The organism is Alteromonas sp. 4NS20-0143 (genome assembly GCF_057542855.1).
Window position 1 is genome coordinate 20,802 of the sequence record NZ_BAAJLR010000008.1, and the last position, 21,058, is coordinate 41,859.

The window sequence follows — 21,058 nt, forward strand, 5'->3', positions numbered from 1 at the left end:
TTTGAAAACACGATGAATGATGGTGGTATCTCCGCAATATATTAAGGAACGCTATAATAAGTGGATTCATGCTGAGGAACAATAATTTCGGGTGTTTTCACTACTTTTTTCCTGTTCCATAGAGAAACAGCGAATGACAGTAGTGAGTCTATTGAGTTGAAATCTTGACGTTTAACCTCGTCGAAGCCCAAAAAGTGCAGGGCGCGAACTATATTTTCTAATGCTGTAGTGTTGTCGATAGGAGTGGCATGGTTCTGTTTACTCAGCTTTCTCCCTGGCGCTATCGCGGCCACCGGTACATGGCCATATTCCAATGGCTGATAGCCAAGCGATTTATGCACGCAGCGATGAAGCGGCGTTACGTCAATCAAATCGCACCCTCTTATGACATGGGTCACACCCTGAAAAACATCGTCTAGCACAACCACTAAGTTATAGGAGAACAGCTGGTCTCTGCGCTTTATTGTTATGTCTTCTACTCTCTGCTTTTCTACTTTATGGCCGGCCAATTTTTGATGAGGTGCACACACTTCGCCCATGATCAAATCAGTGAAAGGTGCCAATTCAGTATCCAGTTTCAGCCGAATAGCAAGCTGGTCGTTGGAAGGTGTTAAACCTTTATCTCTGCAGTGGCCATTATAAGTGCCGCCCATTGCCTTAATCATTTTGCGAGTGCAGCTGCAGTAGTACGCCTGCTGATGATGTAGTAGTGCGTTCACCATCTCTTGGTAACGGGAATGCTGCTGACTTTGATACATGACTTCACCGTCCCATTGCAAACCGTGGGCTTCAAGGCAATGTAAAATAGCGGTATCAGTGCCTGCAATACAGCGCGGCTCGTCGATATCTTCCATTCGCACCAGCCATCGACCGTGACAATGTTTTGCATCAAGGTAACTGGCTAGGGCGGTAACAAGTGAGCCAAAGTGAAGCTGACCGGAAGGCGAAGGGGCAAAACGGCCTGTGTAATTTGGATTAGGGTCTAAGTCGCTTTCTAAATGCTGTTTTGAAGTATTAGGCATTGTTATACGCCCTTACAAAAGCGCTTTTCACGATGGATAAATAAAAAGACAAAGGTAAAAGAATCAGAGAGTGGTAGCAAGCGCGCCGAGAAGCGAGTCTGTTTGGAGGAAAGTAAGAAATGCTAAAAAGCCTCATCAATAAATGATGAGGCTTTTTGAAAAACGATGCTGCCAAAAAATACGTTAACTTTAGTGGTAACATTAGCGTTAACGTTATTATGGGCTTAAATGTAAAAACTAGCATCAAACTAAGCGATTGCACTAACGTCTGTAACAAGACGATGATGACAAATCAGCCTTGAAGCTGTTTTTCTTTAATCTCAGCCATCGTTTTACAGTCAATGCATAAGTCGGCAGTTGGACGGGCTTCTAAACGGCGAATACCAATCTCAATACCACACTGGTCGCAGAAGCCAAAATCGTCTTCTTCAATACGCTTGAGTGTTTTTTCGATTTTCTTGATGAGTTTGCGCTCACGGTCACGGGTACGCAACTCCAAGCTAAACTCTTCTTCTTGCGCTGCACGGTCGACGGGATCAGGAAAGTTCGCTGCCTCGTCCTTCATATGCGTTACAGTACGGTCAACTTCTTCGCGAAGCTGATTACGCCATGCTCTAAGCAGAAGACGAAAGTGTTCCATTTGGGGATCGCCCATGTACTCTTCGTCTGCTTTCGGCTGATAAGGCTGTAAACCTGCCAGCGCTAATAGTCCCAAGGATTTTGTCTCTTTTCCTGTTGGCATGTGCCACATCTCCTACACTACGACATCCATTTTGTCCTGATTGGACCGATATCTATATCAGACTCGATAGCCTCAGGCAATCAATTGTGTCTATGTAATTATTATGCTGGTATCTCTTTTTACGATTAGCCAGCTTGGCTCCCATCAAACGCGTTAGTGCGTTCACCCGCCAAAACAAGGCGCAAATATGAAGCCGAAATGAAAAAAATCAACCTATTTTTTACAAAATAATAGGTAGTGATTGATTTACCTCGATTTTTTGTTCATTAATCGCGCAGGCCATTGCTAAGATATTGACACCTGCACGGGCCGCGGTTGTTACGCTTTCTGCATAACGAGGATCAATGTGCTCTGCAATTCGCACCGAGGTTATTGCAGTATGCTGTACGCAAAAGAGCAAAGTGGTTTTAATACCCTCGTCAGCTAGTCGCGCTAATTCAAGACAATGCTTCGCTCCACGCTGCGTCACTGCGTCGGGAAAGTAACCTTGGTGGCTATCGGCTAGGGTGACAGATTTCACTTCCATGTATTCAACGGTATTGTCTCTTGTCAGTGCAAAATCAAACCGGCTGTTAGCAGTTGGAGGTGTTACTTCTGCTTTCCAGTCTGAAATATCAGAAAATTCCTCAATTACCTTGTTATTCAGTGCTTCTGCCACCAACTTATTAGCATTGTGAGTATTAATACCAATAAAGTGGTCATCGAAGGTTTTAGCCACTTCCCAAGTGTACTTGAGTTTTCGTTTTGGGTTGTTGGACTCACTTAGAAAGACGGTATAACCTGGTTCTGCGCAGCCTGTCATGCCACCGGTATTCGGACAATGGGCCGTTACAACTTGGCCGTCTTCTAGTTCAACGTCGGCAAGAAAACGTTTGTACCGTTTAATGAGTGTGCCGCGTATAAGCGGTGATGAGAAATTCATGATTCTCCTTAATTGAGAGAACAAATGTTGTTTTACGTACTGCAAGCTATTACTGGCTAAGGCTTTCGACACTCGCCTTAGCAACAGATACGGACAACAAAGCGAACAATAGTATATAAGGATTAAAACATAATGGCAGAATTTACCGTAAGTCTTTCTACTCAATCAGCTAATGCGTCGTGGGGAGATAACGCTAAGCTTTCTTTCGTAGAGTCAGGTGCTGTAATTCACTTGCCCGATGACAGCGCCAATGAGCGCACTATTCAACAAGCTGCACGGAAGCTTGATTCTCTCAGCTTGCCAGGCGTTACGCTAGCGGGTGAATGGAGCAAAGAGCAGCAGTGGGCCTTTGCCTTAAGTTTCACCAGAGCTAGAAACCCCGCGAGTATAACGTGGGCAAATAACACCGATAAAGCGACGTTAGAGCAAGAATATGCTGCCTTATTATTCACTCGACAGCTTGTCAATGACACGCCAGAAGATTTGAGCCCTGAAACATTAGCCCAGCGCGCCGCTGATTGGCTTAAGTCATTGGGTAAAGACAACGTTAATTACACCATGACGGTCGGCGAAGAGCTAAAAAACGAAGGTTGGGTAGGCATTTATAATGTGGGTAGAGGAAGCGAGCGTCCGCCGGCTATGCTTGTGCTTGACTACAACCCTACAGGCAACGCCGATGCACCCATAGATGCTGTATTAGTCGGTAAGGGCATTACTTTTGATAGCGGTGGTTACAGCATAAAATCAAGTGAAGGTATGCTTGATATGAAATGCGATATGGGCGGTGCCGCAACGGTAACAGGAGCACTTGGTTTAGCGATTACACAAGGGATTGAAAAGCGTATTCAACTGATATTGTGTTGCGCTGAAAACCTTATCAGTGGTCACGCTTACAAGCTGGGTGATGTACTGACATATAAAAATGGTGTGACGGTAGAAGTAGTGAATACCGATGCTGAAGGACGACTCGTACTGGCTGATGGTCTAATGGCGGCTACAGACACTGGCGCGCCGTTAATTATTGATGCTGCAACACTGACCGGAGCGGCAATGGTTGCGTTAGGTTCAGATTATCACGCTGTATTCTCGATGGATGATAATGCAAAAGAGCAGATGCTCAATGCTGCTAAAGCAGAAAACGAACGTTTTTGGGCATTACCACTAGAGCCTTTCCACGCAGACCGCTGTCCATCGGCGTTTGCTGACACTGCAAACAGTCGTCCTATGAAAGGCGGCGGTGGTGGCGGTGCGTCGAACGCGGCAGGGTTTTTATCGCGCTTTGTGAAGCCTGAGGGCTGGATCCATTTAGATTTAGCTGCAGCGTATCACGGTGGTGCGACTGCTGAGATGCCAGTTGGTGCCACGGCTAAAGGCATTCGCACTATTGCAAGAATGCTTCACGACTTTAAAGCATAGGTCGTTAATGCTTGTGCTGATAGTAAGCACAAGCGAGAAGTACACGTTTTAAATGCCAAAAAGGGAGGTGTAGATGCAGCTCCCTTCTTTATTAAATTCCGCCTAAACGCTCAGCGAGCTTTTTATAACGTTCTACATCGCCACTATCGAAAAGCGGATTACCATCGGTATCCTTTTCTTTCGCAACTAACAGGCTCTCACGCTCTAGACGTTCTACACGTACATCTTGAACACCTAAAAAAGCGGCAACTTCATTCACTGTCATTAAACTCATTGTTTCAATTCCGTATATTGTTTTTGTAATAGAAATAGCAATCGTAGCTTTTATAGTAAAAGCTCATTCCCCCTGTTCGTGTTGGCAGTACAACAGCGACAGGTTTCTTATTAGCACTCAAACCTTTGTTAGCTCAGCCACACAATGAGACGAGTAGAATATCTAACGCCCACTCCAGACAGCGCTGCTTACTTGTCATATTGAGCCACCATGTTCATATATCATAACTAGACATCATAGCTAGACATCATACTTAGAGAGCTAGCGTGGCTATACGTTGCCCAAAATAAGACGCTTAAGATGTCTCAAAATGAGTGCTGTTGGTCGAGAATAATGAATAATATAGACGAAATTTATCAAGAAAGCCGCAAAAAAGCTGTCCCAAGCAGTTTAGACGTGGAGGGCAGGGCTAAATGTAGAAAATGATGGTCTACACGACCTTATTTAAATATATGAATGCGTTAAGTGTTTTTTACCTGGTGGAGTTAGTTTACCATTACGCTTTTATAGCAGCGCAAGCGATTGTTCAACGCCATCAGCGTGTTTTGACACACTTTCTACCGGAGATAAACAACAATGGATACTTGGTCCGCCGCGATTATGCTTTTTTTGATCATGGATCCGCTGGGCAATTTACCCGTGTTTATGTCGGTTCTGAAATCGATAGAGCCTAAACGTCGCCAGTTTATTTTAATAAGAGAGCTGCTGTTTGCACTATTCATCCTATTTCTATTTTTATTTAGCGGTCAGTCGGTACTTAATTTTCTCAATGTTGAACAAGAAACCGTTAGTATTGCGGGTGGTATAATTTTGTTTCTCATTGCATTAAAAATGATTTTTCCATCATCGGGAAATCCAAGTGGTCTTGCAGTGGGTGAAGAACCCTTTCTTGTGCCTCTTGCTATTCCAATGATTGCAGGGCCATCTACGCTGGCCGCATTAATATTATTGGCGAATCAATCTCCCGATCGAATGACTGATTGGTCTATTGCGCTTGCGGCGTCATGGTCAATTAGCGCGGTGATCCTTATGTTTTCCAATGTATTTCATAAAATACTCGGTGAACGCGGTTTAGTTGCTATGGAACGATTAATGGGTATGATCCTAGTTATGATTGCCATTCAGATGCTACTTGATGGCGTTACCAAATACTTTATCCACGCCGCTGGAGCACTTTAATGGCAAAGCAAAAACTAAATACATTCGCTCGAGTAAGAGCGTTAGAAGGTCACAAGGCCATTGCGTTTGCGGCAGCACTGCTTGAACGGATGCTGCCAAACTACGCTTTATTTTGCGAAGTTACAGAATCTGGCGATGCACCAGCGCTTAGAAACTGCCTTAATTTGGTATGGGAAACCCTAAAGTCGCCAAAGAGTAAATTCAATATGGCGGTTCAGCTTGAAAAAGTGGAAGTGGCTACGCCTGATACAGAATCTCATGACAACTATGGCGTTTACCCTGCTATCGATGCGGCTATAGGCCTTGCTTCTTTGCTTAACCTCGTCGCTGGCGACGACCCTCAGGGCGCAGTAGTCATTAGCAAGCTTTCTCAAGGCAGCGTTGAGGCGTACTTGCTTGCCACGGGCGAAGCCGATGACGACTCAGTGAAAGACCACCCGTTAATGGCGTTTGAAGTGGAAGTGCAAAACGAGCTGCTTGACTATATTGAGCAAGCGAAATCGCCAGCGAAAGCGGCCGACGATATGCGAGCCCTTGCGCTTGAGGCTGGTATGTCAAATATTGGTCTTGATTTAAGTTAGGCGTCTTCTAAGACGGGCGGGCTTGTCTCGCCTACTTCAACAAGCATGTACACCAATGAGCCAGTTCGTTTTTCTTTTACCACATGCCAGTGACTAGGAAGTGGCAATGATTCAAGCTCGGTTTCGTGCTCGATGTAAATCATGCTGCCTTCACAAACAAGGTTTGCGTTCACTATTTCACTGACGACGGGTGCTATCAAATTTTGATAAAATGGCGGGTCGATAAACACGATGTCGTACTGTGTGCCGGTTAACTGTTTAACCACTTTTAGGGCATCACCTTGATGTACTTTAGCTACGTTAGAATCATTAACGTTAAGCGTTTGTAGGTTTTTACTTAATTGCTCGCTGGCCTGCCTGTCTAACTCAATAAAGTCACACCGACTCGCATAGCGAGACAAGGCTTCTAAGCCTAAACCCCCAGAACCCGCGAAAACATCTAAACATTTGGCATCGTCAACGTAGGCCATTAGCCAATTAAACAAGGTTTCTTTGTTTCTGTCAGTAGTGGGTCTCAACCCTTCAGCATCGAGCACGGGAAGTCGTTTTCCACGCCATTGACCGCTAATAATGCGGATAAGCCCTCGCTTTTTTTTGTCTAATTTTGCTGGCTGGCGTTTTTTTGTAGAAGATATGCCCCTTGACGGGTGAGAAACTCGCTTCATAGTGACTGACAGTGGTATCATGCTTTTATATATTAGACGGCAAGTGTAGCCGAATTTGTTCAGAATTTATAAGGATTTGTCCTAACAATGTCGAAACTCTTTGGCTGGTTCAGCAAGAACAAAAAAGCAGAGAAACAAAAAGAGCAGCAAGCAAAAGAGCAGGCTGCACAGGAAGCGGCGAACCCTGTTGCCGACAAAAAAGAGGTAGAGAGCTCCGCGTTAGAGAGCACCGAAGTCGATGCGGCGAAGGTTGAAACAGCCGAGACAGAAAAAGTCGAGGCTGTTGGTGAAACCGCGCTAGACGATAAGTCGTCAGAAAAACCTGCTGAGACAATATCTACCCAGACAACGGCAAATGTAGAGCAGCAAGAGGCGGCCTCTCAAATTACGCCTACTGTCACTGACGGGAACGAAGCGATTCACAATACGGTTGTTGACGCTGTTGAAAGTGAAGAAAAGCAGCCTTTAGATTTCTCATCTGATGAAGCAGGCGCGTCTGCTTCAAAGTCTGTTGATGAAGCAGCAACGCCGCTAGACGATGCCTCAGCGGCCAGTGTTGAAGCAGAAGTGCTTGCAGAAGAAAAAGCTTTGCAAAAAGCTGACGCTTCAATTGTGGATACTTCATCTTCTGAGGCCCAAACTTCTGATTCGCTAGCCTCTGATTCGCTAACCTCTGATTCTCTTACCTCTGAAGCCGTGGCCGATACTGCAGCAAAAATTACCGCTGACGGCTCTTCTACTAACAGTACTGAGGCCACTGCTGAAGCGAATACTCCAGTTAGCGCAGAAGAAGAGACGATTGACAGCGAGCTTGGCGAAGCTGAATTAGAGCCTCAAGTGAAAGAGACGCCGCAAGCTAAAGATGCGCCGCAAGCCAAGGAAAAGAAATCCTTATTTGCTCGCCTAAAAGAAAGCCTATCGCGCACCAAAGAAAACCTTGGTAGTGGCATTGTTAGCTTATTTAAAGGCAAAGCCATTGATGATGAGCTTTACGAAGACTTAGAAACACAGTTGCTCGTTGCCGATGTGGGTATGGATACGACGCAGAAAATCATCAAACACCTTACCGACAGTGCTTCTCGTAAAGATCTTAAAGACGCTGAAGCCTTGCTAGATATTTTAAAGCAGCAAATGTCAGGCATGTTGGCGAATGTGAATGTACCGCTAAGCGACGCGTTACAAAAGCACAATTCTGACGAAGGGCCGTTTGTTATTCTTATGGTTGGCGTTAACGGCGTCGGTAAAACCACCACTATCGGAAAGCTGGCCAAGCAGTTTCAGCAGCAGGGCAAAAAAGTCATGTTAGCAGCGGGAGATACGTTCCGCGCCGCCGCAGTAGAGCAGCTTCAAGTATGGGGCGAGCGCAACAGCATTCCAGTTATTGCTCAGCACACCGGTGCAGACAGTGCTTCAGTGCTTTACGATGCATTGGAAGCGGCCAAATCTCGCGGGACGGACATACTGATTGCCGATACGGCAGGACGCTTACAAAACAAAGACAACCTGATGGAAGAGCTCAAAAAAGTGGTTAGGGTAATGAAAAAGCTTAACCCTAATGCACCCCATGAGGTTATGTTAACGCTAGATGCTGGAACAGGGCAAAACGCGATTAGCCAAGCCAAGCTATTTAACGAAGCGGTGGGCTTAACCGGAATAACGTTAACGAAGTTAGATGGCACTGCAAAAGGCGGCGTTATCTTTTCAGTTGCAGATCAGTTCGGTATTCCTATACGGTACATTGGTGTGGGCGAGAGTATTGACGACCTACGCGAGTTTGATGGCGAAGAGTTTATTGACGCCCTGTTTAGCGAGTTAGATACACCAGCAAGCTAGTTGATTCAGGTTGTAGGGTTTTAAAATGATAAAGTTTGAGCAGGTAAGCAAAACCTATCCCGGTGGTCAGCGGGCATTAAGCAAGGTGAACTTTCACATTGCGCCTGGCGAGATGGCCTTTTTAACTGGGCATTCAGGTGCAGGTAAAAGTACCTTGCTCAAACTCATTAGTATTATGGAACGTCCTACTGTGGGCCGCGTTTTAATTAACGGCCACGATCTGAATAAAATAACCCGACGAGACATTGCGTTTATACGTCGCGATATCGGTATGATATTTCAAAGCCACCAGCTGTTAATGGACAAAACCGTTGCTGATAACGTTGCTTTGCCTCTCGTTATAGAAGGTTATACGCACAAAGAAATCCGCAAGCGGGTCGATGCTGCGCTGGAGATGGTTGGACTACGGGATAAAAGCCGCAGTTTGCCTATTACCCTTTCTGGCGGAGAGCAGCAGCGTGTAGGTATCGCCAGAGCCGTGGTTAACAAACCACCGCTACTGCTGGCCGATGAGCCTACCGGTAATCTAGACCCTAAACTGTCCATGGAAATTATTCGTTTGTTTGAAGATTTTAACCAGGCGGGTGTTTCAGTGCTCATCGCTACCCATGATTTAGGACTCATAGCACGCATGCGTTATCGCACGCTAACGTTGAAAAACGGGCAAATGATTACCGATGGGCTTACCGATAGCGACTTCTCCGGCAGCCACAGCGAGGGTGACCGACGATGAGTATTCTTTTTAAAGGGCGAGCGAAAGGCGCGTCTTCTTCAAAAGTGTCAGTGCTGCAAGCCTTCGTCATGTTCTTCGTGAGTCATGTTAGACAAGCACTATCGAGTTTAGGTGAGCTTTGGCGTCAGCCACTCGCGTCGTTAATGACCATTGGTGTGCTCGGGCTGAGTATTACCTTACCAAGTACTCTGTACATCATGGTTAAGAATACAGAGAAAATTACAGCGGGGTGGGAGCAAGCATCGGAAATATCCTTATTCCTCACACCCAATATAAGTGCTAACCGTTCTCAGCAGTTAGTGACTCGGCTGAATACCTGGCAAGAAATTGAAAGTGTGGTTTATATTCCCGCTGATGATGCGCTCAAGGAGTTTCAGCATTTATCGGGGTTAGGTGATGCTATTGCGTACTTGGAGAAAAACCCCTTACCTGATGTGGTACTCGTTACTCCTACCGATAAAAACGCGTCGCCAAGTGCCGCTCGTGCACTGCTAGATAGATTAAGGCAGCAACGAGAGGTCGATATTGGCAAGTTGGACATTGAATGGCTAGAGCGGCTTTACGCTGTTATTGCGATAGCGAGCGACTTGGTGATGCTGATTGGCGTGCTGCTCTTCATTGCGGTTGTGCTGATTATCGGCAACACCATTCGTCTGAATATTCTCAATAAATACGATGAAATAGTGGTGATGAAGCTGGTGGGGGCAACAGACGCCTTTATTCATCGTCCCTTTTTGTATACGGGTTTTTGGTATGGGCTTTTAGGCGGGCTGATGGCGTGGTTTGCCGTTATTATTATTTTGTGGTGGATGGACAGCAGTATTACCACCTTTGCCGCAATGTACCAAAAAGAGTTTAATATTACTGGGCTTACCGGCAGTGCATTACTCACTATGCTAGGGCTTTCAGTATTGCTTGGTCTACTGGGTTCGCTTATTTCTGTTCAGCGTCACGTTCGTCAAATAGAGCCCAAATAGGGTGCTAGCAGAACGTCAATAGAGCTCAAATAGAAGCTAGATAAAACCACAGCTCGCGTTACTTTAGCCTTCGGCTCTTGCCGTTGGAAAGTGAGCTGAAATAGCGCTTCTAATGCCGTTGCCCCACACGATAGCCTGATTGTACAGTACGTGAAGCTGTTTCTGGTCGATGTCGAGCAACTTGGCCTGCTTTATCACTGTCATCCAGATTGCGCTTTCGAAGCCGCGCACAAGGGCTGAATAGTTGTTCAGCTCCCTGTTTTTCCCCAATAAAGCGTCGTTAACATCATCAGACAGCGGAAGCTGTTTAACGATATCGGTCATCGATTGATCGAGCAGCCCTTCAAGCAGTGAAAATAACCCAACCAAAAATGCGATAGGAGGATTGTTTTTAAAGCCTCGTCGCTCAGCCAATAAGTCAAAGAACTTCGCTCTCACCAACGACATGTGAATGATCTCAAGGGGTTTGTCGTCGGCAATATTCGTCAGGCTTAGCAATGCAATAAACTTCTTAATCTCTACCTCGCCCATATAATTTAGTGCGTGTTTAAGGGAAGTGATTTTATAGCGTTTATTGATGGCAGGGTTGTTGATAAATTTAAGAAGCAAAAAGCTTAACGTAGCATCACGCTCAATAATTTGTGTGGTACGGGCAATGTCAAAATTCACTTTGCCACTTTCAGCCATCAAATCAACAATATTCATTTTAGAAGCGGGCAGCTGTTTAAGAATTCGCGCTTCTGGCTGAGAGAAAAAGTAACCCTGGAAGAAATCAAACCCAAGGTCGATACACGATGCGAAACTGTCTTGGGTATCTACCTGCTCGGCAACGAGCTTTTTGTTCTCTTCACGATAGCGTGGGATGTGTTTTTCAACGTTTTCAAAACGGGCTTTAGATACATCTACTTTTACAATATCGATAAGTGGAAAAATATCATGTTCAGACCCAATCATCATTGGATCGTCGATGGCAAGCTTAAATCCCATTTGCTTGATATGTTGGCACGCTTCAAATAAACCATTGCTCGTATCAGCTGGGTTAGCAAGCTCAACAACCACAGACTCGGGGTTTAAGTTTGTGGGAAAACGCGACACAAGGGTGTCGGTTGAAAACGTAATAAACGATGTTTTTTCACCGCTAATGTCGTCAAGCCCGAGAGGGTGAAAATTATCAGCGATAAATTTAGACTTTTCTTCTTGGTGTTCTGGGTAAGCGCCGCCTTTTCCATCTCTGAAAAGTAGCTCGTAGGCAAATACACTTTTTTCTTTATCTAGAATTGGCTGACGAGCTATAAACGCGAACATATGTGATCCCTGATAAGGCGCTAAATAATATTGTGCTACTAGGCGTATTGCCTTAGCTAACTTATAACCGTTTTTTACTATTTTTTAGTCTATTAGAAAGAGATTATCGACCTAAAACCTAAAACCTAGAACCTAAAACCTAAACTCTTAACTTATTATAGTGGCTTTGAGCGCTCAAATAACCCGCAGGTAGAGGATGAGAACTGGCGATAAGATTATGATAATGAGTCTTTTCGCACAATACTAATACTGTTAATTTAATGACTACCAGTTTATCAAAGAGTCACTCTCTTTCAGCGCACTACTTTTTTAGCATACTGCTCTTTTGGCAAGTTAGACTTTTGATGAGTAAGCCTTTTTGACTAATCAGCTTTTTGACGAACTATTCTTTATCAAGCGCGGCATTGTGAATATGCTTCGCCCATTTTATGGCTTCGTTGTAATAGCTATGAAGTAGGGCCTGATTAACTTTGTATTTGGCGGCAAATTGCTTAATGCCTGCCCATCGCGCCGTCTCAAAATGCTGAGACAAGGTAAGGCACTCCCTGAGTAAATTGGGTTTGCCGCAAAGCGCATCTTTTACATCGTCGTCAATCGGTACTTTTTTAACTAAGTCCTCAATACGCTGTTCCATCATGGCGTCGAGCAGTGAGAGCAAACCAGCTAAAAAACCAGTATGGGAATTCTTATCTTTGCTTACGGCAAGGTAGGCAAGTTCGCAAAATTTTGCCCTAACTAAAGCCATCTGCATGAGTTCGGTGGGCTGACCTTCGCTTAGGTTTGCTAAGGCTAGCAACGAGAGAAACTTCTTAACTTCCACTTCGCCCATGAAATTTAATGCGTGCTTGAGCGATTTAATTGTGTGGCGTTTATTAACCATTGGGTTGTTAATAAACCGCAGCAGTAAATACGTTAACGACGGGTCTCTTTCCATGATGGTTTTAACTTTTTCAAGGTCAAGAGACGCCTCACTACTTAGTGCCAGTAGCTCTAACATTGTGAGGTTGTTTGGGCCTAATTTGCGATGCCTTACAATTTCAGGGCGTGCAAGGAAATAGCCTTGAAAGTAGTCGAACCCCATTTCTTTAAACTTATGGAACTCTTCGTAGGTTTCAATCTTTTCTGCCACTAACTTCATTTTGTTCGCTTTAAAGCGTTCCACTAGCGCAGGAATTTTGTCGTGAGCTATCTCTGTAATATCAATCTTAACGACGCTAGTAAAGGGCATAAAAGCCTCCCATTTACCATGCATGTCGTAATCATCAAGGGCAATGGGGTAGCCTAGCCCGCGAATGTGTTTGCACGCGGCTACAAGGGCATCATCTACATTGACCGTTTCTACAATCTCTATAACCACTTTGTTGGCGTCTAGTGAGGTAGGGAAACGGAACATGAGCGTATCGCGATGAAAGTTAATAAACGCTTTTTTGTCCCCAGTTATTTCTTCAATACCAAGACTAAGGTGTGTAGACGTGAGTATTTTAGACGTTGCTTCGTCGGGAGGAATGTCTGGAAAGCAATTATCTTCACCTACGCGAAAGAGCAGTTCGTAAGCGTAGACTTCCCTATCTACGTTAAATATTGGCTGTCTGGCGACGTATGCAAACATAATTATCCTTGAGCAATCTTTCTAGGCAATGAGGTTATTGTTGTTTTTAATGCCTGTTACTGCATATAAATGCGCGAGATGACAATACAGTTCACACAATATCACAGTATATAACAACAAGATTACATGCTGGGTTAAACGTGTACAACGTTTTACTCTACTATCTATTGTTTTTGCTCTTATCCTTACTCTTATGTGGGCTCTTATTTTTAAGCTTGTTGTTTGCTTTCATTATCGACGTTTATTGTGACCTTTTGCGTTTACTATTATCGCTAAACCGCAATTAAGTGAGACCAAAAGTGAACGATCTATACGGAATTGCGGTATACTTAGGTAATGTTAAAGACCTAATATTGAAGCGCGGTTTTAGTGTTGAAATTGACGTATACATATTGAAAATGTCGATAAAGATATTTTATCATTGGTATTTGATGATATGTTGTTAGGGATTTGAACTTTTTTTTGATTTACAGGTCTTGATACTGTAACAGTTGTCCCCATACCAACATATCGTTTGGGCTTCTTTTCTTTTATTTAGGTCTCTCGCAGTTCACATTACATAAGTAATGAAGAACGGTGATTAATGAGGTGAACAATGAGCAACAATTTGCAATCAATGGCGTTATCAGTGCCACACAGCGGTAGCATCGAAGGCTACATGCAGGCTGTAGGTCGCATTGATATGCTTACTGCCGACCAAGAGCGTCAGTTAGCGGTACGCCTTCGCGAAGATGAAGATTTAGAGGCAGCGCGTCAATTAGTGATGTCGCACCTTCGCTTTGTTGTGCATATTGCAAAATCTTATTCAGGTTATGGATTACCGCAAGCTGATCTTATTCAAGAAGGCAATATTGGTCTAATGAAGGCGGTTAAGCGATTCGACCCTTCGGTGGGTGTACGCTTAGTTTCTTTTGCCGTTCATTGGATAAAAGCCGAAATACATGAGTTTGTATTGAAAAATTGGCGCATCGTTAAAGTAGCGACAACAAAAGCTCAGCGTAAACTTTTCTTCAACCTGCGCAAAGCGAAAAAGCGCCTAGGTTGGTTTACTCACGCAGAAGTGCAAACCGTAGCGAACGAACTTGGTGTAAGTACCAAGGAAGTGCTGCAAATGGAAGCACGCATGAGCAGCCAAGATCAGGCATTTGATTTGTCGGCCGACGAAGACGAAACCGGCAACTTTGCGCCTGTTCAGTTTTTGGAAGACAAAACTGCTGATGTTGAAACTGACGTTATTAATAACGATTGGGATACCGCAGCAAGCAAACGTTTATATTCAGCGATTAAAACGCTGGATGAGCGCAGCCAAGATATTATCGAAACACGCTGGTTGGCTGATAACAAAATTACGCTGCAAGATTTAGCGAACAAGTACGAAGTCTCTGCAGAACGTGTTCGTCAGATTGAAAAGAACGCGATGAAAAAACTGCAAGCAGCAATGGTTGCAGCCTAACGAATTTAGGGTTGGCTGATTGAGCCGACGTAAATTAGGAAAAAGCGCCTTACTTCATCAGTAGGCGCTTTTTTTATGTCTTTTATTTTATTGCCTTACTCTTTGTTGCGTCACCTTCATGTAGAACCACTGCACCTGCGGTGACACGCCGCGATTACGAACATTTTAAGTCTCGCTGAGTGGGTAACTATCTATCCGGACTGGTATTATCAGATGCCTCAGGCGGAAGCACCCAAAATACTCCCTCAAATTCTGCTACTGCGGTATCATTATCAAGAATAGCTACGCTGAGTTCGAAACGGGCTTTTTTATTTTTTTGCAGCGGTGCAAATTTGCCAGACAGTGTTTCGATATTGCAGATGGCTCTTGGCTTCATTGTGATTGGCTTGTGGTAATGAATATCTCCATCGCCCAATACAATATCACCACTTAAACCACGCTCTTTTAGCTGCAGATATATGAGTCCCCAGCCAGTGAGTGTGGCCAATGAAAAAATACTTCCCGCGAACATAGTGCCGTGAATATTAATGTTCTTGTTTAATGAGGCTCTGGTTTCCAGCGTTCGTCCCGTGTACTGATACAACTTAATACCCATGTGTTCAGTAATAGGAATGGTTTCTGACCAGGTTTCTTGAAGTGCTTTACACCATTTAGGATGAAGCACCAGCGTATTATTTTCAGTGAATTTTTTCACCATCTGCTGACGCTTAAGCATGCCTAGTTCATTAGGCGCCTCACGCTCAACCACGAATCCACAAGAGGCGAAGAAGTCGATGGAGATCTCGCGGCTGTTTGTCACTGCACGCACTGCACCAAGGTCTTTAGCCACATTTTCTAGCGCAACCATTACCATTTGGCCTAAGCCTTTGCGCAAGTGGTCGCTGTGCACTGCGATATGTCTTATTTGCGCTTCTTCTGCGGTATTTAAATGCACTCGGCCGCAGGCAACAATTTCGTTCTTTCTATTGGTGATAATACGATGTTCTGCAACTTGTTCGTATTCATCTTTCTCTGAGCCAGGGGGGAAATTCCACGGTTGACGCAAATGCTCCCAACGAAAATGAAAATAGGCTTCAAATTCTGCATCACTTTTCGGTGTTACAACCTTGTACACAATAAACTGGCCTTTTTTAAAGTCGACTTGGTATTTAAACGTAACCGCGCTATGGGTACAAGTTTAATTATGTAAGCAAATAAAGGCTGCCCTAGCCGTCATGGCTTATACATGAAATTGAAAGGTAACCGGACCATCATTAATAAGGCCCACCTTCATGTCGGCGCCAAATTCCCCGGTTTGAACACGCATTCCTTTTTGTTTAAGCGCGCCAACAAAGCGTGAGTAAATATCTTCGCCATGGGCAGGTGATGCGCCACGAGAGAAACCAGGTCGATTGCCTTTTTGTGTATCTGCTACCAAGGTAAACTGAGACACAACCAGTATTTCACCCTCCACCTGTTCAATATTCAGGTTCATTTTCCCATCGCTATCGCTGAACATGCGGTAGCGGCATAGCTTATTTGCGAGTTTTTCAATTTCAGCGTCGCCATCGTCTTTTTCTACGCCCAGAAGTACAAGCATTCCATGGCCGATTTCACCAATAACGTTGTTGTCTACGGTAACGTTTGCTTCCGATACGCGTTGAATTAGTCCTATCACTGGGTCTGCTCCTTGAGAAATCGTGACATGTCTCGTGTTGCCCTGCAAAGCGCATAGCCAATACTAGGCTCTGAGGTACTGTGACCTGCATCCGGTACTATTTGCAGTTGGCTTTGCCGCCACGCTTTATGTAAGGTCTCAGCAGCTTCCGTTTTACATATCATGTCGTAGCGACCGTGGATAATCGTGCCTGGGATATGCGCTATTTTATCAATATTGTCGATAATGTAGTTTTCAGGAATGAAGCATTTGTTGGACAAAAAGTGACACTCTAATGTTGCTAAGCACGTAACGAGGTGCATGGGGTAGTGGCAATGGGCGTCACCGACTCCTGGCGGCAAGCTTAATCTAGATAAACGTTCTTCCCACTGATACCAGCGTCGCAACGCAGCATGTTTGAGTACATCGTTGTTTGACTTCAATACTGCGCTGTAATATTCGCATACTGCATTTGCGCTCAATGGCGCGGGGATGTCTTTTGTGAACTTGCGATAATGCTCGGGGAAAAGCTGGGCTGCGCATCCGTGTGGAGATAAAAACCATTCCCTGTCCTGTTGGCGTGCAAGAAAAACACCGCGTAAAATTAAGCCAGATACATGGGCGGTATACTTTAGAGCGTATAGAAGCGCGAGTGTTGACCCCCAAGAGCCGCCAAACAATAAAAATTCTGGAATAGAAAGGTGACTGCGTAGGGTGTCTATATCGTCTACGTTTAGCCACGTATCGTTATTATTGGTATCTGCTAAGGGAGTGGAACGCCCGCAACCGCGCTGTTCATATCCAATAATGCGGTATTTGTTGCTGTCAAAAAAGCTTTTATAATTAGGGGGGAGTCCAGCGCCAGGTCCACCATGAATAAAGAGGACGGGTATTCCATCTGGATTACCGCTCTGCTCAAAATACAGGGAATGCCCGTTTCCTACATCAATAAATCCGTCGTCATAGCGGGTTACATCCGGATAAAGTCGTTTCATTATATTTCTACGCGTTGTGCGAGTGCCTGTTTTAGTTTAATTTATTATTATGCATGCTGTCGCGTGCCGACACACTTTGCTGTGCTCAACAAGATGTGCAGTGCTTACCACGCTTTAACCGCCTAAATGATAAGGGGGTTATTACCGCGCAGGTGTTACACTAGCTAATCATATTATAGTCATAAATGCGAGGATGTTTATATGGCAGGTCAAGGATCGGGTGGTAATGTCATTGCCGCTATCTGTAATTTTTTTATTCCCGGGTTGGGACATTTGGTCCAAGGCCGAATTTTAGCTGCGTTGTTTTTCTTTATTACCGTGGGTGTGTCTTATGCGCTAGCGGCAACAGTCGTGCTTGCTATCATATTTTGGCCCTTAGGCGCATTACTGCATTTAATCAGTATTATCAGCGCAGCACGCTATAGAGGTGGAGTAACCGTATGAGATTACTAGCAACCGTGTTTGTCGCGGCACTGACTCTTACAGGCTGTCAGTCTGCGTACTATGCAGCTTGGGAGAAAGTGGGTGTAGAAAAGCGAGACATTCTTGTTGATCGTGTCGACAATGCAAAAGAATCTCAAGAAGACGCGCAGGAGCAATTTAGCTCTGCACTAGAAGCGTTTAGTGCTGCCGTAGCATTTGATGGTGGTGAATTAGAAGACGTTTACGACAATCTAAATGGCCAGTATCAAGACAGTGTCGCCGCTGCAGAAGAAGTAACAGCGCGCATTGATAAGGTAGAAAGCGTAGCAGAAGCCCTGTTTGATGAGTGGCAAGAAGAGCTAGAAAAATATCAAAGTGGTTCTTTAAAGCGAGATAGTGCTGCAAAGCTTCGTGAAACTCAGCGTCGTTATTCGTCGTTGATGAGTGCTATGCGCAAAGCCGAAAGTAAAATGCCGCCCGTGCTAGATGCGCTTCAAGATAATGTGCTTTATTTGAAGCATAATCTAAACGCCAGCGCTATTGGTGCCCTTCAAGGCGAGCTTTCAACCATTGAAGACAATGTTGCTCAACTGCTTAGCCAGATGAACTCTGCCATAGCGGAATCAGATGCATTTATAGCGTCTATGAAAAACTAGGGGTAACGCCCCTAGCGTGAAAACTCAATGTCGTGATAAGAATGTATCATGTCTAAGAGGTATCATAATTAGAAAGGGGAGCCAATTTGGCTCCCCTTTTTACTTATGTCTGGTCTGTGGGCTCGTCATCCTCAGGCACATACTTTTCTTTATCGAGGACGTTTTGGTTTTCAAAGGCTTCGCCTAGGCTACAGGTGAATTCTGCGCCAAATAAGACGATTATCCATGACAGATACACCCACAGGAACAAAATAGGCACTACGGCTAGCGCGCCGTAAATTAGTTCATAGGATGGAAAGTTAGTCACATACAATGCAAAGCCCGACTTGGTGAGCTCAAAGGCAACCGTGGCGATAAAGGCTCCACAGGCAGCATGGCGGGCGTAAACCTGTTTATTCGGCACCATGGTATACAAAATAGTAAATGCGAGCATGGCCGCGCCACTAGGCACTAGGCTCAGCAGTAATGTGCCAAGCCCTGGGGTGTATTCTTCCGTAAATGCGGCTAGACCCGTTAGGTAGGTACTAACGATAACGCTAGAGCCTATCAAAATAGGGCCCAATGTTATCACCATCCAATAAATAGCAAAGGTAAAGACAATGGGTCTTTCGCTCTTTGTTCGCCAGATTCTATTGAGGGTTTTATCTACATTTGAGATAAGCATCAGCGCCACAAAAAGCAGCGATAGAATGCCAATAGCACTCATTTCTGAGGCGTTACCCACAAAGTCTGTCATGTACTGATGAACAACGTCGCTGGCGGTGGGTACGAAATTGCTAAAGATAAAATGCTCTATTTTGCTGCGCACCGATGCGAAAGCAGGAAAAGCCGACATAATGGTAAACGTCACCATAATAAACGGCACTAGCGACAGCAGTGTAACGTAGGCAAGGTGGCCTGCAGATATCGTTACATTGTCTTCTTTGCAGCGATTGATGAATATAGTAAAGAGATCTTTTGCTTGCGGCTTTATATTCTCATAAATGGCTTTAACCCGCTCTACGTACACAATTGCTCTCCTGACAGCTATATCAACGTTTCAGCACGAACACTGAGTCAGCACCAACGTTTAGAGACGTTGCTGCCGTGGTTCTTGCTGTGATTCTGTAATTTGATGGTAACTGCCAGCGGCGCTATGAGTAAAGGTTTATTCTAGAGCAGGTCGATGCATTGTCTCTGCATTTTGCCTGTGGCTTACGGTCGGCAATTATTTGCTGTCGCCACGCACCCCAAGCATATGGCAAATCGCATAGCTTAACTCACTGCGATTTAGGGTGTAAAAGTGGAAGTGCTTTACTCCCTCTTTTGCTAATACCTTAACTTGGTCCATCGCAATGTTGGCACCAATCAGGTTACGGGTAGCTTGATCATCAGCGTCTAAACCATCAAACATTTTATGCAGCCAGCCGGGCACGTGAACATTGGTAAATCCAGCAAACTTCACAAGGGTTTGATAGTTTGTCACTGGAAGAATACCTGGCACTAAGTCTAAATCAACGCCGGCAGCAGCGGCCCGGTCTCTAAATCGCAGGAATACGCTAGTATCAAAGAAAAACTGTGAAATGGCCTCGGTAGCACCGGCTTCTGCTTTGCGCTTCAAATTCAGCAGGTCGAACTGCGCATTGCGAGCTTCGGGGTGTTTTTCAGGGTAGGCAGCAACTGATATATCAAAATCAGCAACCTCTTTCAGTAAGGCCACTAAATCCGATGCATACATTTCAGTGTTATCCATGCCCGGCGGTAAATCACCACGCAAAGCAACAATGCGGCGTATTCCTGAATCCCAGTAGTCTTGCGCAATTTGCCTTAATTCGTCTTTACTGGCGTCAACGCAAGTAAGATGAGGAACTGCGGCGACGCCTGTTTGCTGCTGAATGCGCTTGACCACATCGTGAGTTCTGTCTCGTTCGCCACTATTTGCTCCATATGTCACCGACATGTAGCTTGGCTTCAGTGGTGCTAAACGCTCAACTGATTTCCATAGAGTTTGCTCCATGGCTTCCGTTTTAGGGGGGAAAAACTCAAAGGAGACGTCAATATCACGCAGTTCCGATAGGGACTGGTTGAGCGCATCAATGCCTTGTGCATAAGAAACCATGTATTTTTTCTCTCTACTAGCGATATGGATAGACGTTTAGACGTCTAAATTAAAGAATATATGTCTAGACGTCAAGAGGTTTACACTGCTCAATTGACCTTTTCGTGAACTCGTTTAGAATTTCCCTTCATAACATAAATAAAATAAGACCGAGTTAGTACTATGGCAGAATGGAATGGTAAATATATACACCCCTACGCAGAGCACGGTAAGAAAAGCGAACAGGTAAAAAAAGTCACTGTTTCAATACCGATTAATGTGCTGAAAGCGTTAACTGACGAACGCACCCGTCGCCAAATTAATAACTTGCGACATGCAACTAACTCAGAATTGTTGTGTGAGGCATTTCTTCATGCCTTTACAGGTCAGCCTTTACCGAACGATGATGATTTGCGTAAAGACAACGGCAACAGAGTGCCTGCAGAAGCAAGAAGAATTATGGAAGAGATGGGCATTGATCCCAGCTTCGAAAATGAGCCTACCGAAGAATAGGGTAGAGCGAATGCACCTAAGTATGACAGTGTGACGCTGTCATACTT

At 44.7% G+C, this 21,058-nt stretch carries 22 protein-coding genes; 10 read left to right on the forward strand and 12 right to left on the reverse strand.

From position 1 onward, the window contains the following. Positions 1-41: 41 nt before the first annotated feature. From gluQRS to sfsA, 3 genes are all read right to left on the reverse strand, one after another. Entirely contained in the window at positions 42-1,022 is a 981-nt protein-coding gene (gene gluQRS / locus AC27HD_RS15155) for a tRNA glutamyl-Q(34) synthetase GluQRS (RefSeq protein ID WP_487106873.1), read from the reverse strand. A gap of 292 nt (positions 1,023-1,314) precedes the next feature. Further along, complete coding sequence (dksA, locus tag AC27HD_RS15160) at positions 1,315-1,764, reverse strand: RNA polymerase-binding protein DksA (RefSeq protein ID WP_032094966.1); 450 nt, start codon at positions 1,762-1,764, stop codon at positions 1,315-1,317. A gap of 220 nt (positions 1,765-1,984) precedes the next feature. After that, the gene (sfsA, locus tag AC27HD_RS15165) at positions 1,985-2,686 is read right to left on the reverse strand and encodes a DNA/RNA nuclease SfsA (protein WP_487106875.1); all 702 of its coding nucleotides are present in this window, start codon (positions 2,684-2,686) and stop codon (positions 1,985-1,987) included. Positions 2,687-2,818: 132 nt separating this feature from the next. Between sfsA and pepB the strand changes: the two genes are divergently transcribed. Next, positions 2,819-4,102 (forward strand): aminopeptidase PepB, encoded by a 1,284-nt coding sequence (gene pepB / locus AC27HD_RS15170; RefSeq protein WP_487106877.1) that lies wholly within the window; start codon positions 2,819-2,821, stop codon positions 4,100-4,102. Positions 4,103-4,193: 91 nt separating this feature from the next. Here the strand turns inward: pepB and AC27HD_RS15175 are convergent, their stop codons facing one another. Continuing rightward, positions 4,194-4,376 carry a hypothetical protein gene (locus AC27HD_RS15175; RefSeq protein WP_032094963.1) on the reverse strand — a complete coding sequence of 61 codons (183 nt, stop codon included), beginning with the start codon at positions 4,374-4,376 and terminating at the stop codon, positions 4,194-4,196. Positions 4,377-4,952: 576 nt separating this feature from the next. Here AC27HD_RS15175 and AC27HD_RS15180 point away from each other — a divergent pair. After that, a complete protein-coding gene (locus AC27HD_RS15180; protein WP_032094962.1) occupies positions 4,953-5,555 on the forward strand; it encodes a YhgN family NAAT transporter in 603 nt (200 codons plus the stop codon). Continuing rightward, positions 5,555-6,136: a YjaG family protein gene (locus AC27HD_RS15185; protein ID WP_032094961.1), complete on the forward strand. Its 582-nt coding sequence runs from the start codon at positions 5,555-5,557 to the stop codon at positions 6,134-6,136. Before AC27HD_RS15180 ends, AC27HD_RS15185 begins: the two co-directional genes overlap by 1 nt. On the opposite strand, the gene rsmD is transcribed toward AC27HD_RS15185, so the two are convergent. Further along, positions 6,133-6,822: a 16S rRNA (guanine(966)-N(2))-methyltransferase RsmD gene (gene rsmD, locus AC27HD_RS15190; RefSeq protein WP_487106879.1), complete on the reverse strand. Its 690-nt coding sequence runs from the start codon at positions 6,820-6,822 to the stop codon at positions 6,133-6,135. The two genes, AC27HD_RS15185 and rsmD, sit on opposite strands and share 4 nt — an antisense overlap. 66 nt (positions 6,823-6,888) lie before the next feature. On the opposite strand from rsmD, the gene ftsY reads away from it, so the two are divergent. Genes ftsY through ftsX form a run of 3 tightly spaced genes read left to right on the forward strand, consistent with a single transcriptional unit; the run spans position 6,889 to position 10,344 of the window. Then, on the forward strand, positions 6,889-8,634 hold the full coding sequence (ftsY, locus tag AC27HD_RS15195; protein ID WP_487106881.1) for a signal recognition particle-docking protein FtsY: 1,746 nt from the start codon (positions 6,889-6,891) through the stop codon (positions 8,632-8,634). Positions 8,635-8,659: 25 nt separating this feature from the next. Beyond that, the gene (gene ftsE / locus AC27HD_RS15200; protein ID WP_032094959.1) at positions 8,660-9,367 is read left to right on the forward strand and encodes a cell division ATP-binding protein FtsE; all 708 of its coding nucleotides are present in this window, start codon (positions 8,660-8,662) and stop codon (positions 9,365-9,367) included. Beyond that, a complete protein-coding gene (gene ftsX, locus AC27HD_RS15205; protein WP_032094958.1) occupies positions 9,364-10,344 on the forward strand; it encodes a permease-like cell division protein FtsX in 981 nt (326 codons plus the stop codon). Before ftsE ends, ftsX begins: the two co-directional genes overlap by 4 nt. A gap of 63 nt (positions 10,345-10,407) precedes the next feature. Here ftsX and AC27HD_RS15210 read toward each other — a convergent pair whose 3' ends face one another. Both AC27HD_RS15210 and AC27HD_RS15215 read right to left on the reverse strand, forming a co-directional pair. Then, positions 10,408-11,649: an EAL and HDOD domain-containing protein gene (locus AC27HD_RS15210; RefSeq protein WP_032094957.1), complete on the reverse strand. Its 1,242-nt coding sequence runs from the start codon at positions 11,647-11,649 to the stop codon at positions 10,408-10,410. 382 nt (positions 11,650-12,031) lie between these two features. After that, complete coding sequence (locus AC27HD_RS15215) at positions 12,032-13,258, reverse strand: EAL and HDOD domain-containing protein (RefSeq protein WP_487106884.1); 1,227 nt, start codon at positions 13,256-13,258, stop codon at positions 12,032-12,034. 595 nt (positions 13,259-13,853) lie between these two features. Between AC27HD_RS15215 and rpoH the strand changes: the two genes are divergently transcribed. After that, on the forward strand, positions 13,854-14,711 hold the full coding sequence (gene rpoH / locus AC27HD_RS15220) for an RNA polymerase sigma factor RpoH (RefSeq protein ID WP_032094955.1): 858 nt from the start codon (positions 13,854-13,856) through the stop codon (positions 14,709-14,711). A 187-nt stretch (positions 14,712-14,898) separates the two neighbouring features. Here the strand turns inward: rpoH and AC27HD_RS15225 are convergent, their stop codons facing one another. The 3 genes from AC27HD_RS15225 to pip form a co-directional block, all read right to left on the reverse strand. Continuing rightward, complete coding sequence (locus AC27HD_RS15225; RefSeq protein ID WP_487106886.1) at positions 14,899-15,825, reverse strand: bifunctional GNAT family N-acetyltransferase/hotdog fold thioesterase; 927 nt, start codon at positions 15,823-15,825, stop codon at positions 14,899-14,901. A 105-nt stretch (positions 15,826-15,930) separates the two neighbouring features. Beyond that, a complete protein-coding gene (dtd, locus tag AC27HD_RS15230; RefSeq protein ID WP_032094953.1) occupies positions 15,931-16,368 on the reverse strand; it encodes a D-aminoacyl-tRNA deacylase in 438 nt (145 codons plus the stop codon). Then, entirely contained in the window at positions 16,365-17,342 is a 978-nt protein-coding gene (pip, locus tag AC27HD_RS15235; RefSeq protein WP_487106888.1) for a prolyl aminopeptidase, read from the reverse strand. The genes dtd and pip overlap by 4 nt, the downstream gene beginning before the upstream one ends. Positions 17,343-17,543: 201 nt before the next feature. Here pip and AC27HD_RS15240 point away from each other — a divergent pair, with 201 nt between their 5' ends. Both AC27HD_RS15240 and AC27HD_RS15245 read left to right on the forward strand, forming a co-directional pair. Continuing rightward, on the forward strand, positions 17,544-17,786 hold the full coding sequence (locus AC27HD_RS15240) for a hypothetical protein (RefSeq protein WP_032094951.1): 243 nt from the start codon (positions 17,544-17,546) through the stop codon (positions 17,784-17,786). Beyond that, positions 17,783-18,421: a DUF2959 domain-containing protein gene (locus AC27HD_RS15245; RefSeq protein ID WP_032094950.1), complete on the forward strand. Its 639-nt coding sequence runs from the start codon at positions 17,783-17,785 to the stop codon at positions 18,419-18,421. The genes AC27HD_RS15240 and AC27HD_RS15245 overlap by 4 nt, the downstream gene beginning before the upstream one ends. 103 nt (positions 18,422-18,524) lie before the next feature. Here AC27HD_RS15245 and AC27HD_RS15250 read toward each other — a convergent pair whose 3' ends face one another. Then, positions 18,525-19,430, reverse strand: a complete 906-nt coding sequence (locus tag AC27HD_RS15250; protein ID WP_487106891.1) for a virulence factor BrkB family protein — start codon at positions 19,428-19,430, stop codon at positions 18,525-18,527. Positions 19,431-19,628: 198 nt separating this feature from the next. Beyond that, complete coding sequence (metF, locus tag AC27HD_RS15255) at positions 19,629-20,519, reverse strand: methylenetetrahydrofolate reductase (RefSeq protein WP_032094949.1); 891 nt, start codon at positions 20,517-20,519, stop codon at positions 19,629-19,631. Between the two features lie 162 nt (positions 20,520-20,681). Between metF and metJ the strand changes: the two genes are divergently transcribed. Continuing rightward, positions 20,682-21,011 carry a met regulon transcriptional regulator MetJ gene (gene metJ, locus AC27HD_RS15260; protein ID WP_032094948.1) on the forward strand — a complete coding sequence of 110 codons (330 nt, stop codon included), beginning with the start codon at positions 20,682-20,684 and terminating at the stop codon, positions 21,009-21,011. Positions 21,012-21,058 lie beyond the last annotated feature (47 nt).

What these genes read in the sequence shown, in the direction of transcription:
- AC27HD_RS15180 (WP_032094962.1), top strand. Translation starts at nt 4,953, where the DNA reads ATGGATACTTGGTCCGCCGCGATTATGCTTTTTTTGATCATGGATCCG.
- ftsE (WP_032094959.1), top strand. Translation starts at nt 8,660, where the DNA reads ATGATAAAGTTTGAGCAGGTAAGCAAAACCTATCCCGGTGGTCAGCGG.
- AC27HD_RS15185 (WP_032094961.1), top strand. Translation starts at nt 5,555, where the DNA reads ATGGCAAAGCAAAAACTAAATACATTCGCTCGAGTAAGAGCGTTAGAA.
- pip (WP_487106888.1), bottom strand. Translation starts at nt 17,342, where the DNA reads ATGAAACGACTTTATCCGGATGTAACCCGCTATGACGACGGATTTATT.
- ftsX (WP_032094958.1), top strand. Translation starts at nt 9,364, where the DNA reads ATGAGTATTCTTTTTAAAGGGCGAGCGAAAGGCGCGTCTTCTTCAAAA.
- pepB (WP_487106877.1), top strand. Translation starts at nt 2,819, where the DNA reads ATGGCAGAATTTACCGTAAGTCTTTCTACTCAATCAGCTAATGCGTCG.
- gluQRS (WP_487106873.1), bottom strand. Translation starts at nt 1,022, where the DNA reads ATGCCTAATACTTCAAAACAGCATTTAGAAAGCGACTTAGACCCTAAT.
- metJ (WP_032094948.1), top strand. Translation starts at nt 20,682, where the DNA reads ATGGCAGAATGGAATGGTAAATATATACACCCCTACGCAGAGCACGGT.
- metF (WP_032094949.1), bottom strand. Translation starts at nt 20,519, where the DNA reads ATGGTTTCTTATGCACAAGGCATTGATGCGCTCAACCAGTCCCTATCG.
- AC27HD_RS15215 (WP_487106884.1), bottom strand. Translation starts at nt 13,258, where the DNA reads ATGTTTGCATACGTCGCCAGACAGCCAATATTTAACGTAGATAGGGAA.
- rpoH (WP_032094955.1), top strand. Translation starts at nt 13,854, where the DNA reads ATGAGCAACAATTTGCAATCAATGGCGTTATCAGTGCCACACAGCGGT.
- ftsY (WP_487106881.1), top strand. Translation starts at nt 6,889, where the DNA reads ATGTCGAAACTCTTTGGCTGGTTCAGCAAGAACAAAAAAGCAGAGAAA.
- AC27HD_RS15245 (WP_032094950.1), top strand. Translation starts at nt 17,783, where the DNA reads ATGAGATTACTAGCAACCGTGTTTGTCGCGGCACTGACTCTTACAGGC.
- dksA (WP_032094966.1), bottom strand. Translation starts at nt 1,764, where the DNA reads ATGCCAACAGGAAAAGAGACAAAATCCTTGGGACTATTAGCGCTGGCA.
- AC27HD_RS15240 (WP_032094951.1), top strand. Translation starts at nt 17,544, where the DNA reads ATGGCAGGTCAAGGATCGGGTGGTAATGTCATTGCCGCTATCTGTAAT.
- sfsA (WP_487106875.1), bottom strand. Translation starts at nt 2,686, where the DNA reads ATGAATTTCTCATCACCGCTTATACGCGGCACACTCATTAAACGGTAC.
- AC27HD_RS15175 (WP_032094963.1), bottom strand. Translation starts at nt 4,376, where the DNA reads ATGAGTTTAATGACAGTGAATGAAGTTGCCGCTTTTTTAGGTGTTCAA.
- rsmD (WP_487106879.1), bottom strand. Translation starts at nt 6,822, where the DNA reads ATGATACCACTGTCAGTCACTATGAAGCGAGTTTCTCACCCGTCAAGG.
- AC27HD_RS15210 (WP_032094957.1), bottom strand. Translation starts at nt 11,649, where the DNA reads ATGTTCGCGTTTATAGCTCGTCAGCCAATTCTAGATAAAGAAAAAAGT.